The following is a 14,204-nucleotide window of genomic DNA, read 5'->3' as shown; positions in this document are numbered from 1 at the left end:
TATCAATTCAATTAATCATTGATTATAACAAAAAATTAACAACCTGACAGGCCGTTCTGGCCTAATATTAGGAATGTTATTAGCATGAACATTTAATTGTGATGCATGTCACATATTGAGATAACACAGGCTTTATATGATGCATTCCGCCCTCATATCAGTCTTAGATGTTACTTAGTTACAGGCTCGAGCGGTTTTTGCACAAAGATTGGTCATAGGTTTGACTTACAGCAACTATTGACACGATTCCGCTTGACGCTCAGCAAGGTTTTTGTAATTTTACAACCAACCTTTTATTCACAAACCAATAGCTGGTGGAATATATGACTATCAAAGTAGGTATCAACGGTTTTGGCCGTATCGGCCGTATTGTTTTCCGCGCTGCGCAAGAACGTTCTGACATCGAGATCGTTGCAATCAACGACCTGTTGGACGCTGATTACATGGCGTACATGCTGAAGTACGACTCAACTCATGGTCGTTTCAACGGCACCGTTGAAGTTAAAGATGGCCACCTGGTTGTTAACGGCAAAACCATTCGTGTTACCGCAGAGCGCGATCCTGCAAACCTGAAGTGGAACGAAGTTAACGTTGATGTCGTTGCTGAAGCAACTGGCCTGTTCCTGACTGACGAAACTGCACGTAAGCACATCGCTGCTGGCGCGAAGAAAGTCGTTCTGACTGGTCCATCTAAAGATGACACTCCGATGTTCGTTATGGGCGTAAACCACAAAACTTACGCAGGTCAGGAAATCGTTTCTAACGCATCTTGCACCACCAACTGCCTGGCTCCGCTGGCAAAAGTTATCAACGACAACTTCGGTATCGTTGAAGCACTGATGACCACCGTTCACGCAACGACTGCAACGCAGAAAACCGTTGATGGCCCGTCTCACAAAGACTGGCGCGGCGGCCGCGGCGCAGCACAGAACATCATCCCATCTTCTACCGGTGCTGCTAAAGCTGTAGGTAAAGTGATTCCTGAGCTGAACGGCAAACTGACTGGTATGGCGTTCCGCGTCCCTACCCCGAACGTTTCTGTTGTTGACCTGACTGCGCGTCTGGAAAAACCAGCTTCTTACAAAGAAATCTGTGCAGCAATCAAATCTGCTTCTGAAGGCGAGCTGAAAGGCGTGCTGGGCTACACCGAAGACGAAGTGGTTTCTACCGATTTCAACGGCGAGAAACTGACTTCCGTATTTGATGCTAAAGCCGGTATCGCACTGAGCGATAACTTCGTGAAACTGGTTTCCTGGTACGACAACGAAACAGGTTACTCAAACAAAGTTCTGGATCTGATCGCTCACATTTCTAAATAAGCGTCAGCGATGATTCGGTGAAAAAAGGGCGACGTGATGTCGCCCTTTTTTATTGTTACTTGCAGATTTCTTTTTACAACGAAAAACAATCAAAAAAAGGCACTATCATGCATAACACAATTTTCTCACTCCCCGTCACAAAACAAATTAGCGCCACCCTCAGCCAGCGTCAGTTGGACCAACTCCCCATCGTCGTCATTGACCATCCTGAAGTGCGTGCGGCAGTAGCGTTACAAGGGGCGCACTTACTCAGTTGGCAGCCGACCAATGAAGAGCCGGTGCTCTGGCTAAGCGACAATACGCCATTTACTCATCACGTTGCGATTCGCGGCGGTGTACCAATCTGTTTCCCTTGGTTTGGTCCTTTCGCCGATCCTAATCACGGTTTCGCCCGTCTGCTGCCGTGGGAATTTACCGCCCACAGCGAAGATGAGCACGGTGTACAGCTCACCTTTAGGCTGAAAGACAATGAAGAAACACGGAAGAGCTGGCCGCATGCGTTCACGCTCATCGCCCGCTTCAAGCTGGGCAAAGAATGTGGCATTGAATTGGAAGCACAAGGTGATTACAGCATTACCAGCGCGCTGCACACCTATTTCAATATCGGCGACATCAGCGATATCCGTATTACCGGTCTGGGTGAGTCATTCATTGATAAGGTGAATCAGGGCAAGCTGTCTACACAACAAGGCGATCTGGTCTTTACCGACCGTACAGACCGCATCTATACCCAGCCACAGGATACCAGCGTGGTACATGACGCCGTCCTGAAACGCAGCATCGAAGTACACCATACGCACCATAGCGATGTCGTGTCATGGAACCCCGGTGCAGAGCTCTCTCGTACGATTAGCGATATGACCGATGAGGGCTATAAAACGTTCGTGTGTGTGGAAACTGCGCGAATTAATCAACCGTTTGTCGCATCCGCCAACGCGCCGGCGCGCCTGGCGACGGTTATTCGCATCAAGAAATAACCACCGCCAGAGGTATATGGCGATTTCGCCATATACCTCTTTCGCCTCAACTACACCACATCCAGATGCTGTTTACGCGTCGGCGGTGGGAACGCTTGATCGAGCTGTGCGATATCTTCCTTCGATAGCACCACGCCCAGCGCTTTGGCATTTTCCTGAACATGCTTCACCGAACCGGCTTTAGGAATCGCGATCACACCCGGCTGACGAATAGCCCACGCCAATAAAAGCTGAGCAGGCGTGATGCTATGTTCGTGCGCAATGTGGTTCACTACCGGATGCGAGAATAATCCGTCACGTAGACGCCCGGCCTGCGCCAGCGGGCAATACGCCATGATAGGAAGCTGCTGTTGCTGACACCACGGCAGCAAATCAAACTCAATACCGCGCGATGCCAAATGGTAAAGCACCTGATTGGTCATACAGCGCTGTCCGCCGTTTAGCGACCACAGCTCCTGCATGTCCTCAAGGTCGAGATTGGAGACGCCCCACTGGCCGATTTTACCCGCCTGCTGCAATCGTTCCATTGCGGCGATCGTATCCACTAACGGGATGCCTCCGCGCCAGTGCAGCAGATACAGATCGATACGCTCAGTTTGCAGTCTCTTCAGGCTGCGTTCACACGCCTGTATCGCCTTCTCGCCTCCCGCATTGTGCGGGTAGACTTTCGACACCAGATAAACGCTGTCACGACGGCCGCGTATCGCTTCACCGACCACCTCTTCCGCCCTGCCATCCGCATACATTTCGGCCGTATCAATCAGCGTTAACCCAAGGTCGATACCCGCTTGCAGCGCCGTCACTTCCTGCGCTTTCATGCGGGCATCTTCGCCCATGTACCATGTTCCCTGACCGATCGCTGGTACGCGGGTGTTATCTGGAAAACGAATCGTTTTTGTCACGCGCTTCTCCCTTGTTTACCGTCAACGTAACGTGTTTGCCGTCAACCTAACATGGCATTCAGCGCACCATAAACGTGCAAATGGGGTGATATCACCCCATTATTGTACGGCAAATGCACCATGCTTACGAAGAGCATTAAAAGCGCTCACGAAATGCATCAGAAGCGGTAGCTGACGCCTGCGCTCATTAAGATGCTGTGGCTACTATCGACAATCGGGCTGTCCTTCATTTCGTCAGACAAACGTGTGTAACGACCCACGGCCCAGGCGCTCCAGCTTTGGTTAATCTGATAACCGGCGCTCAGTTCAAGATACGGGGCCCAGCCATCACCAGGACTATACTGGTTAAAGCCGGAACGCGCGGATTCCTGTGCGCTAACGCCGTAGTAATACTGGTTCATGTTTTCACTAAACCAGGTGGCGCCGATACCAGGGGTGATGCTCAGATCGCCCATTGAGAAGCGATAAAGATAGGCGGTATCCCACGCGAAACCGTTGCTGTAATCCAGCGTATCACCTGCCAGCACAGTACGAATTTCGCCCCAGTCGGCGATATGACGATAGGCCGCACCCGCCATCAGCGTACCGCGGCGTTTATCTAACTGCTTCATACGCAGATCGTCGCTATCTCCCGGTTTAAACCCTAAAGGCAGGTAGTAAGCCGTTAAAGAGAGACGATTTGCGCCGTCATTCCACAGGTAGTATCCACCACCCAGCCCGCGGAAATAAAAATTTTCACTTTCATAATTCAGTACAGGAAGCGGATAAACGTCATTATCAACACCACGGTACACGGACGTTGAACCCGCAGCGCCAAGGCCCAGAGAGACATCTGCGGCATAGGCTGAAGGCAGGAGCACGGCACCAGAAATCAGTGCGGCCAGCATACATAGTTGAGGTTTTTTCACAGTTTTCTATTTCCTATTACAGATAAATATCATGAAACATGATAAGCCAATTACACACGTTCGCGTTCAGGTTATATAAAAATAACATTAACGAATAACCTATATATTCGATAGGTTTTACGTGCGCTAACGTCGGTAATAGGCAGTGTCCTTAAGGCTGAGCGCCTATTCTCTATAATGTTACACGGATTTTCCTGAAAGTGAGTCCTTGAAATATCTTAAAAATACGTCTGTGGACTAGAGGAAATTTTACGGATGCAAACTACGCTTTAATACAGAAGGTGACGTCTTCCTGACCAGCAGGCATGAATAAAATCACGACGCCCTGACGCGACAAGTTGGCATAAGGGTTGCTGGACTCAGGAGATTTCTTCTTTCGGAGGGCAATACATTAATAGGCATATATTCCACGCGCTCTCTTAATCTGTGCTAATCGACGAAGGACGGGCATCGCTATGAACATATTTGATCACTACCGCCAGCGCTACGACGCTGCCAAGGACGAAGAGTTCACTCTGCAGGAATTCCTTACTATCTGTCAGCAGGATCGCAATGCTTATGCGAACGCGGCTGAACGATTGTTAACGGCTATCGGTGAGCCTGTAATGGTGGATACCGCCCAAGAATCACGAATGTCGCGCTTATTTTCGAACCGGGTGATTGCTCGCTACCCGGCTTTTGAAGAATTTTACGGTATGGAAGAGGCCATCGAACAGATTGTCTCTTACCTGAAGCATGCCGCGCAGGGATTGGAAGAGAAGAAACAGATTCTCTATCTGTTGGGGCCGGTTGGCGGCGGCAAATCCTCTCTGGCCGAACGTCTGAAAGCACTGATGCAGCGCGTACCCATTTATATCCTCAGCGCCAACGGCGAACGCAGCCCGGTGAATGACCACCCGCTCTGCCTGTTCAACCCGCTGGAAGATGCCGCAATACTCGAAAAAGAGTACGCCATTCCACGGCGCTATCTCGGCACCATCATGTCACCGTGGGCAGCCAAACGCCTCCAGGAATTTGGCGGCGATATTTCCAAATTCAAAGTCGTCAAAGTATGGCCATCGATTCTGGCGCAAATCGGGATCGCGAAAACCGAACCCGGCGATGAGAACAATCAGGATATTTCAGCGCTGGTCGGCAAGGTCGATATCCGCAAGCTGGAACATTATGCCCAAAACGATCCCGATGCCTACGGCTACTCTGGCGCATTGTGCCGCGCGAACCAGGGCATTATGGAATTCGTCGAGATGTTCAAAGCGCCGATCAAGGTGCTCCACCCGCTGCTGACCGCGACACAGGAAGGCAACTACAACGGGACGGAAGGTATTGCTGCCCTGCCGTTCAACGGGATTATTCTGGCGCACTCCAATGAATCCGAATGGGTGCAGTTCCGTAACAACAAGAACAATGAGGCGTTTCTTGACCGCGTGTACATCGTGAAGGTGCCATACTGCCTGCGCGTGTCCGAAGAGGTCAAAATTTACGACAAACTGCTGAACCACAGTGAGCTGACGCATGCGCCTTGTGCGCCCGGCACGCTGGAAACACTGGCTCGTTTCTCCATTCTGTCGCGTCTGAAAGACCCCGAAAACTCCAGCATCTACTCCAAGATGCGGGTTTATGACGGGGAAAGCCTGAAAGATACCGATCCGAAGGCGAAATCCTATCAGGAGTACCGCGATTACGCGGGCGTGGATGAAGGGATGAACGGCCTGTCGACCCGCTTCGCGTTCAAGATTCTGTCACGCGTCTTTAACTTCGATCACAGCGAAGTCGCGGCTAACCCGGTGCACCTGTTCTACGTACTGGAGCAGCAGATCGAACGTGAGCAGTTCCCGCAGGAGCTGGCAGAGAAATATCTGGAGCACCTGAAAGGCTATCTGACGCCGAAATACGCGGAGTTTATCGGTAAAGAGATCCAAACCGCCTATCTTGAATCCTATTCCGAATACGGCCAGAACATTTTTGACCGTTATGTTACCTATGCGGATTTCTGGATTCAGGATCAGGAGTACCGTGACCCGGATACTGGCCAGCTGTTTGACCGTGAATCGCTAAACGCCGAGCTGGAAAAGATCGAGAAGCCTGCGGGCATCAGCAACCCTAAAGACTTCCGTAACGAGATCGTCAACTTTGTCCTGCGCGCCCGTGCCAATAACAGCGGCCGGAATCCAAACTGGACGAGTTATGAAAAACTGCGCACGGTCATCGAGAAGAAGATGTTCTCCAACACCGAAGAGCTGCTGCCAGTGATTTCGTTTAATACCAAAACCTCAACGGATGAACAGAAAAAACATGATGACTTCGTCGATCGTATGATGGAGAAAGGCTACACCCGGAAGCAGGTACGTTTGCTGTGCGAATGGTATCTGCGGGTGAGGAAATCATCATAATGACGCACGATGCTGGCAACAGCGTTTGGGGGAAACATGGCCTATTTTATTGATCGACGGCTAAACGGCAAAAATAAAAGCACGGTGAACCGCCAACGCTTTTTGCGCCGCTATAAGTCGCAAATAAAACAGTCGATTTCCGAGGCCATTAATAAGCGTTCGGTGACCGACATCGAAAGCGGGGAGTCGGTGTCGATCCCCAATGCAGACATCAACGAACCGATGTTCCATCAGGGCCGTGGAGGACGCCGCCACCGCGTCCACCCGGGCAACGACCACTTCGTACAGAACGACAAAATCGAGCGGCCACAAGGAGGTGGCAGCGGTGGTTCCGGTCAGGGGGACGCCAGTAAAGATGGCGAAGGCGAGGATGAGTTTGTCTTTCAGATCTCCAAAGACGAATATCTGGACCTGCTGTTTGAAGATCTGGCGCTGCCTAACCTGAAGAAGACCCAGCATCGGCAGATGACCGAGTACAAAACGCACCGTGCCGGCTACACCGCTAACGGCGTTCCCGCCAATATTAGCGTGGTACGGTCGCTGCAAAACTCGCTGGCACGCCGTATGGCGATGACGGCGGGTAAACGCCGCACGCTGCATGAGTTGGAAGAGACGTTGGAACAGCTGGCGCATACCGAGCCCGCACAATTGCTGGAAGAGGAACGGCTGCGGCAGGAAATTACCGAACTGCGCCAGAAAATTGCACGCGTGCCGTTTATCGATACGTTTGACCTGCGCTACAAGAACTACGAGCGCCGAGCCGAGCCATCGAGTCAGGCCGTGATGTTTTGTTTGATGGACGTGTCCGGCTCCATGGATCAGGCGACGAAAGACATGGCGAAGCGCTTTTATATTCTGCTGTATCTGTTCCTCAGCAGAAATTACAAAAACGTCGACGTTGTCTATATTCGCCATCACACGCAGGCGAAAGAGGTCGATGAACAGGAGTTCTTCTACTCTCAGGAAACCGGCGGCACCATTGTCTCCAGTGCGTTAAAGCTGATGGAGGAAGTCGTACGCGAGCGCTACGATCCGTCACAGTGGAATATCTATGCGGCACAGGCATCGGATGGCGATAACTGGGCTGATGATTCACCGCTGTGCCACCAGATTTTGGCGAATCAGCTTCTGCCGATGGTGCGCTACTACAGCTATATTGAGATCACCCGGCGTTCACACCAGACGCTCTGGCGCGAATACGAAACGCTGCGCGATACATTCGATAATTTCGCTATGCAGCATATTCGCGATCAGGATGACATCTACCCTGTCTTCCGTGAACTTTTCCGTAAACAAACCGTAGGGCATTAGCCATCTCTCAGCCAGTTACCTGTTAGTCGTTGATGAGTAGAGTCATTGATGATCAATAGTTAGCTGGCTGATTTTCTCTCTGCGCATTTTTCTATAAACATGCATTTAAAATGCATGTATTATAAATGACATTATACCTGCACAGAGAATCGCTTATGAACATTGATAAATTCAAACACCAGCACACCGAGATACTCGAAAGCATTAATACCCTGCGCCAACTCTCCCAGGCAGGCGTGACGGAGAATGCTGCTGACATCGCCCGCGCCATCGTCGCCATGAGTTCAACCATCAAACTGCACCTTTCCGCAGAAGATAGCGTGCTTTACCCTTCGCTTCAGCGTAGCGGTGACGAACAGTTAACGAAAATGAGCAAGCATTATCAGGATGAAATGCAGACCATTGCCGCCGATTACGATGCATTTTCCCGTCGCTGGAATACGGCTTCACAGCTGATGGGTCACGACAGAGATTTCCGGGCTGATGCCAATCACGTATTGCGCAAAGTCTATGAGCGTATGCAGCGGGAGAACCATGATTTTTATCCCCGCATTGAAACGGCCTGAGTAGATTAAGCACACTTGGCTACAGGGCGGAAATTCTCTGACAGACAACAACCTGACGGACAACAACTCCGCCCCGTTCATTCCCTTTCATGCGATCTTACAGCATCCTTTCTCGCCACATTAACGTGACGCTGTCACAAAGATAACGCTTTCTTTCCGCCAGCGTGCGCATTACCCTGTCGACCCCATAAAACGTAGATTTCTGTTTTTGTTATGCAACGATTTGTTCTGATCTTACTGACTCTGGTTCTACTCGGCCCTCTGGGTATCGACATCTATTTGCCGCTGATTCCTGCCATCGCCGTGGCGTTGAACAGCCCTGAATCGCTGATTCAATCCACCATCGCCCTGTTTATTCTGATCATGGGGTTAGGCCAGCTTCTGGCTGGGCCGCTGGTCGATAAGTACGGTCGCCGCCCTATGGCGCTGGCTGGCGTAGTTATCTATATCATCGGTGCCATCATGGCCGCGCTGGCGACCAACGCCACGCTATTCGTTCTCTCACGCCTTTTTCAGGGTATGGCCGTCTGCTGTACCGCCGTTGCCATTTTCAGCAGCGTGCGTGACAAGTTAAACGGTGACGATGCCGCCAGAACCTATGGCTTTCTCAACGGCACGCTGAATATTGTGCCAGCGCTGGCACCGCTCTTGGGCGGGCTGTTGGCCGAAGCCTTCGGCTGGCGTGCCCCCTTCTGGTTCCTCGCGGGCTACAGCGTTCTGGTTCTGGCACTCGTCATCCGCTTCCTGCCCGAAACGCGCCCAGACTCAACGTTGCCCGTGTACGGTTTGCCGCTGCGCCAATATGCGCGCCTGTTATCCGATCGCCATTTTCTGGGATTTGCCTCCGTCAACGCGGGCGCGATGGGAATGGCGTTAACCTATGTCACCTTTTCCCCTGTGGTCTTGATGAATCAGGCGCAGCTCACGCCGCTTGAATTTTCGATTGCCTTCGGCGCAAACGGCTTTTGGATCATGCTGGTCAGCTTTTTTGCGAACCGCATTATCCGCAAAGTCGGCCGGCCACGCTGTCTGGCTATCGGTAGCCTACTGATGGGCTCGGGTTTCCTTTCGCTGCTTGGTGGTGTTCTGCTCTTACCTGACGCGCTGCAAAACACCTGGCCGACCTACATGCTGCCCGTCGCGCTGGCCTGTGCCGGTCTGGCATTTTTGATCGGGCCCTCCACCAGCTATGCGCTGGAGCCTTATTCCAATGAGGCGGGGATTGCGTCGGCGATGGTAGGATTCGTGCAAATGGCGGGGGGGGCGGCGCTGGGGTTGATGGCGATGGCGATCCCTCTGCCATCAAAAATATCGCTGGCGCTAGTCATGCTCTGTGCCGCCCTGCTGGCAATACGCGCCCGCCTGCTCACACGGCACCACAAGGGCAGCATTACGTCACTGCCCCGTAATTAGTTAAAAACTAACGAGCATACCTTTCCACGGACAAATCATCGGACTCAATCTCCGGTGATTTGTTCGACAGAATATCCGCCAACAACTTCCCTGAACCGCAGGCCATGGTCCAGCCTAACGTGCCATGTCCGGTATTCAGATACAGATTTTTCAGCGGTGAACGCCCTACCAGTGGCGTGCCGTCTGGCGTCATCGGGCGCAGCCCCGTCCAGAATGTCGCTTGTTCAATCGGGCCGCAATGGGGGTACAGATCGCGTACCACCATCTCCAGCGTCTCACGCCGTTTAGGGTTCAGATCGGTATTAAAGCCTACGACCTCTGCCATTCCTCCAACGCGGATGCGGCGATCAAACCGGGTTATTGCCACTTTGTAGGTTTCATCCAACACGGTAGAAACCGGTGCAGAGGCATCATCCGCCAGCGGAATCGTCAGTGAATAGCCTTTCAGCGGATAAACCGGAATATCGAACCACTGGCGCAGCAGCCCCGTTGAATAGGAACCGCAGGCCATCACATAAGCGTCCGCCACGATCATTTCATCGTCGCACTGTACGCCCGTCACGTTTTGCCCTTCCACCCGCAGTTGGCGGATGTTACGTCCCAGCTTAAAGGCGACACCCGCATCGGCAGCCATCGCCGCCAGTTGACGGGTGAACAGCTGACAATCCCCCGTCTCATCATGCGGTAAACGCAGCCCACCGGTTAGTTTCTCCGCCACGTTCGCCAGCGCAGGCTCAACGGAGGCCAGCTCATGCCGCGTCAGCAGTTGATACGGTACGCCAGCCTCTTCCAGCACGGCGATATCCCGTGTTGCATTGTCATATTGCTGTTCGGTGCGGAACAGTTGCAGCGTCCCGCCTTGCCGACCTTCGTACTCGATACCGGTCTCTCGCCGCAGCGCTTGCAAACAGTCGCGGCTGTATTCCGCCAGACGGACCATCCGCGCTTTGTTGGTTTTATAGTGACGCGCATCGCAGTTGAGCAACATTTGCCACATCCAGCACAGCTGTGCGGCCGTGAAATCTGGCCGGATGGCCAGAGGCGCATGGCGCTGAAACATCCACTTTATCGCTTTCAGCGGTATTCCCGGCGCGGCCCAGGGCGCGGCATAGCCGGGGGAAATCTGTCCGGCATTCCCGGCGCTGGTTTCTAACGCGGGCTCCGGTTGCCTGTCGATAACGGTGACATCATGCCCTGCCTGCGCAAGATACCAGGCGGTACTCACGCCAACTACGCCACTTCCCAGAATCACAACCCGCATGCTACCGCTCTCCCTTTGTCTCCGCTAAAGACCGTCTAATCTGCTAGAAAACTGTTTATTTAATGGAATAAAACACTAGGTAACAGGTGAAACTGAAGACTACTCTAGCATTTGGGAAGGAATTGTCACCCGTCTCAACGATAACATTTATCTATTGTTCTTTATCACCTCAATCAATCTTCTCGAGGACGTTCGTAACGAAATAACTGTGAAATCATTCACAAAATAGGCATTCGTTTTTTAGGAAGAAACGGCAGAAAAGATAAAAAAAGACGGAAATGTTAAAAGTCAGATGAATGAATACGTTAGCTAAATAGCGCATTTTAAAATCATGACAACCATCACAAAAAAAGCTCCCTATTCATCCCTGTCAAGCCACGCAACCGCGTAATTAAATACAAATTTGAGATATTCATCAAAAAAATGCTTTATCAGTTTAATAACATTGTGTTCACACGATAATTATTCATATTTCAGAGGTCAACGATGAAAATTGGATTAGTCATTAGTGGCGGCGACGTTAGCGGAATAAATAACTTCATCTTTCAGGTGAACAGAATGACAGATGCTGACATCGTTATTTTCGCTGGTGGAATCAATGGCCTTATCGACAATTGCTGCAAAGCGATTACTCGTCGCGATCTGGTTGATTATTCCATCTCATCAATGCCGTTGATGACGTCAGGGAGAAGAGCCGAAAAATGCAGAAAAGCTGATTATGAGAAAATCGTCAAGAATATACAAAAACAAAAACTCGATGCGCTCATCATGGCTGGGGGAGATGGATCATTCCAATTTCTCAAAAAACTCAGCCACTATGGTATTCATTGCTACGGCGTAGGCATGACGATTGATAATGATATTTCAGGAAACAGCTACACGATTGGTTTTTCTACCGCCTGTGAACAGGTAATGAGTGAGGTAGAAAAGTTACGCAATACGGGCCGGGGATTACAAGGCCGAGTATTCATGATTGAACTGCTTGGTGGTTATTGCGGAGAATTAACATTACAGGCGGCGTTGAAGAGCAATGCTGACATTGCGCTTATTCCAGAATCCCCCTGGGACATGGATGCGTTATCACAATGTATTCGGGAGAAAATTGCAGAACAGAACAGCGTGATTATTTTATGCTCTGAAGGCTATACCCAGGAATATACACCCGGCTTTCAGGGCGCGATCGACACTATTATCAAGAAGCTAGAGCACAAAATTGGAATCCGTATCCGAAAAACAATTTTGGGGTATGGTTTACGAAATGGCGCGCCCACCGGGGAAGAAATTATTCAGGGCACCCTTTTAGCAGAAGAGGTCGTTCGGTGTATCAACACTGGGCTGACAAATAAAATCATCATTATTAATAACAACAACAAAGCTATTCCCATCGACTTAGAGGAATCGGAACGCCGATTAGTTGATGTAGAAAGTCATTTTTATAAGCTCGCGAAAGCTCATCATCTTATATGAGGCCATTATTATGTTGAAAGTTCTTTGCGTATGCGGCTGTGGATTAGGCTCCAGTTTCGCTATCGAAATGAGTGCAAAATCCGTACTAAAAAAACTGGGCATTGAGGCAGAAATAAATCACACCACGATTTCAGAAGCCTCTGCCTTCCGTTATGACGTCATTTTAACGCAGAAAATATTTGCTGATATTCTGACTAGCGATGCCAATGAGGATGAGAAAAAAAGAATCATCATTCTTAATAAATTGACCGACAAAGATGAAATAGAAGAAAAAATTTTAGCCTATATCCAGGCTCATAAATAACATGAGGTGAAAAATGAACACCGTTATCAATTTCATTGTGAAAGATTTATTAGGCCAGGCATCCATATTAATCGCACTGATCGCCATGATTGGTTTGATTCTACAGAAAAAGTCAGTCGGGAAAATTGCGGAAGGAACGTTCAAAACCCTGCTGGGTTTCCTCATCATGATGGCGGGGATTAACATCATCGTCGACACCCTAACGTATTTGAACAGAATCTTTACTCAGGGTTTTGGCATGACCGGCTACATCACCGATGTTGCCGCTATTGCCGGACTGGCCAACCGCGAACTCGGGTCAGAAGTGGCATTGACGCTCATGGTGATCTTTGCGGTCAACATCCTTATTGCACGCATTACCCCCTTTAAATATATCTTCCTGACAGGACAAGCCCTGCTGTGGATGGCAACAATCGGTACGGTTATCGGCTATAAATCGGGCTTGACCGGCGCGACACTGATCCTAACCGGAGGCATATTTGGCGGCATTATGGCTGTGCTAATGCCCGCGCTAGCGCAACCGATTGTACGCAAAATCACGAATTCTGATGATGTTGCGCTCGGGCATTTTTGTACCATCGGGTATTTGGTGCAGGCGGCCGTCGCCCGCGTAGTCGGCAAAAACTCCAAATCCACAGAAGATTTAACGCTGCCCGATAACTTCAAGTTCTTGCAGGATACCTACCTGTCGATGGCCGTCGTCATGGTGCCGATGTACCTCATCCCCGCCGTGGCGGCTGGGCCAGCCTACATCGCGCAGTACGCCAACGGCGTTAACTATCTGATGTATTCCTTCATGCAGTCCATGCAGTTTGTCGCAGGGGTGTTTGTTCTCTACAGCGGTGTACGCCTGCTGCTTAATGAATTAGTTCCTGCATTCCGGGGCATCGCGATGCGTCTGGTACCAAACGCCAAACCCGCGCTGGATTGCCCGGTGCTCTTCCCTTATGCGCCCAACGCCGTGATTGTCGGCTTTCTAGCCACCACCGTCGGTTCTGTTCTGGGGATGCTGATCTTCCCCATGTTTGGGTTGGCGATGATTCTGCCGGGTTTATTGACCAACTTCTTTGCCGGCGGGACAGCCGGTATTTTCGGCAACGCGCTGGGAGGGCGTCGTGGCGCTGTCATCGGTGGCGTCGTTCATGGTCTTTTCATTACCTTATTGCCTGCCATTCTGGTGCCACTACTGGAAGTATTCGGGTTTACCGGCGTGACCTTCAGTGATTCTGATGTCATCAGTACAGGTCTGATATTAGGACACGCATTCCAACAAGATTGGTTATTTGTCGCCGCGTTTGTCGCATTCGTTGCATTCATTGCCTTTATTGCAAATCGAAAATTATCGCAATAGTGCATGGCCTTTCTATGGTCTGTCGTCATTAATAT

General features: G+C 50.7%; 12 protein-coding genes. 9 read left to right on the top strand and 3 right to left on the bottom strand.

The genetic code is table 11. From position 1 onward, the window contains the following. Positions 1-323 precede the first annotated feature (323 nt). Both gapA and R9X49_RS06765 read left to right on the top strand, forming a co-directional pair. Positions 324-1,319, top strand: coding sequence for a glyceraldehyde-3-phosphate dehydrogenase (gapA, locus tag R9X49_RS06770; RefSeq protein ID WP_319847688.1), 996 nt, complete (start codon positions 324-326; stop codon positions 1,317-1,319). A 107-nt stretch (positions 1,320-1,426) separates the two neighbouring features. Next, positions 1,427-2,296 carry a D-hexose-6-phosphate mutarotase gene (locus R9X49_RS06765; RefSeq protein WP_319847687.1) on the top strand — a complete coding sequence of 290 codons (870 nt, stop codon included), beginning with the start codon at positions 1,427-1,429 and terminating at the stop codon, positions 2,294-2,296. 50 nt (positions 2,297-2,346) lie between these two features. Here the strand turns inward: R9X49_RS06765 and R9X49_RS06760 are convergent, their stop codons facing one another. Then, entirely contained in the window at positions 2,347-3,198 is an 852-nt protein-coding gene (locus R9X49_RS06760; RefSeq protein WP_319847686.1) for an aldo/keto reductase, read from the bottom strand. 158 nt (positions 3,199-3,356) lie between these two features. Continuing rightward, on the bottom strand, positions 3,357-4,106 hold the full coding sequence (locus R9X49_RS06755) for a MipA/OmpV family protein (RefSeq protein ID WP_319847685.1): 750 nt from the start codon (positions 4,104-4,106) through the stop codon (positions 3,357-3,359). Positions 4,107-4,561: 455 nt separating this feature from the next. On the opposite strand from R9X49_RS06755, the gene yeaG reads away from it, so the two are divergent. The 4 genes from yeaG (at position 4,562) to R9X49_RS06735 (ending at position 9,786) form a co-directional block, all read left to right on the top strand. Further along, positions 4,562-6,496 (top strand): protein kinase YeaG, encoded by a 1,935-nt coding sequence (gene yeaG / locus R9X49_RS06750; RefSeq protein WP_319847684.1) that lies wholly within the window; start codon positions 4,562-4,564, stop codon positions 6,494-6,496. 36 nt (positions 6,497-6,532) lie between these two features. Beyond that, entirely contained in the window at positions 6,533-7,807 is a 1,275-nt protein-coding gene (locus tag R9X49_RS06745) for a YeaH/YhbH family protein (RefSeq protein WP_319847683.1), read from the top strand. A 155-nt stretch (positions 7,808-7,962) separates the two neighbouring features. Then, positions 7,963-8,373 (top strand): hemerythrin domain-containing protein, encoded by a 411-nt coding sequence (locus tag R9X49_RS06740; protein WP_319847682.1) that lies wholly within the window; start codon positions 7,963-7,965, stop codon positions 8,371-8,373. A 213-nt stretch (positions 8,374-8,586) separates the two neighbouring features. Continuing rightward, entirely contained in the window at positions 8,587-9,786 is a 1,200-nt protein-coding gene (locus R9X49_RS06735; protein WP_319847681.1) for a multidrug effflux MFS transporter, read from the top strand. Positions 9,787-9,793: 7 nt separating this feature from the next. Here R9X49_RS06735 and R9X49_RS06730 read toward each other — a convergent pair whose 3' ends face one another. Next, positions 9,794-11,047: a D-amino acid dehydrogenase gene (locus tag R9X49_RS06730; protein WP_319847680.1), complete on the bottom strand. Its 1,254-nt coding sequence runs from the start codon at positions 11,045-11,047 to the stop codon at positions 9,794-9,796. A 486-nt stretch (positions 11,048-11,533) separates the two neighbouring features. On the opposite strand from R9X49_RS06730, the gene R9X49_RS06725 reads away from it, so the two are divergent. From R9X49_RS06725 to R9X49_RS06715, 3 genes are read left to right on the top strand one after another with little or no spacing between them, the layout of a single operon-like run. Beyond that, positions 11,534-12,514, top strand: coding sequence for a 6-phosphofructokinase (locus R9X49_RS06725; RefSeq protein WP_319847679.1), 981 nt, complete (start codon positions 11,534-11,536; stop codon positions 12,512-12,514). A 10-nt stretch (positions 12,515-12,524) separates the two neighbouring features. Continuing rightward, on the top strand, positions 12,525-12,818 hold the full coding sequence (locus tag R9X49_RS06720; protein WP_319847678.1) for a PTS sugar transporter subunit IIB: 294 nt from the start codon (positions 12,525-12,527) through the stop codon (positions 12,816-12,818). 13 nt (positions 12,819-12,831) lie between these two features. After that, complete coding sequence (locus tag R9X49_RS06715) at positions 12,832-14,169, top strand: PTS sugar transporter subunit IIC (RefSeq protein WP_319847677.1); 1,338 nt, start codon at positions 12,832-12,834, stop codon at positions 14,167-14,169. Positions 14,170-14,204 lie beyond the last annotated feature (35 nt).

Source organism: Pectobacterium carotovorum, assembly GCF_033898505.1.
GTDB classification, from domain to species: Bacteria; Pseudomonadota; Gammaproteobacteria; order Enterobacterales; family Enterobacteriaceae; genus Pectobacterium; species Pectobacterium carotovorum_J.
The sequence above is the reverse complement of the archived record's forward strand: the minus strand, read 5'-3'. Positions and strand labels throughout refer to the sequence as shown.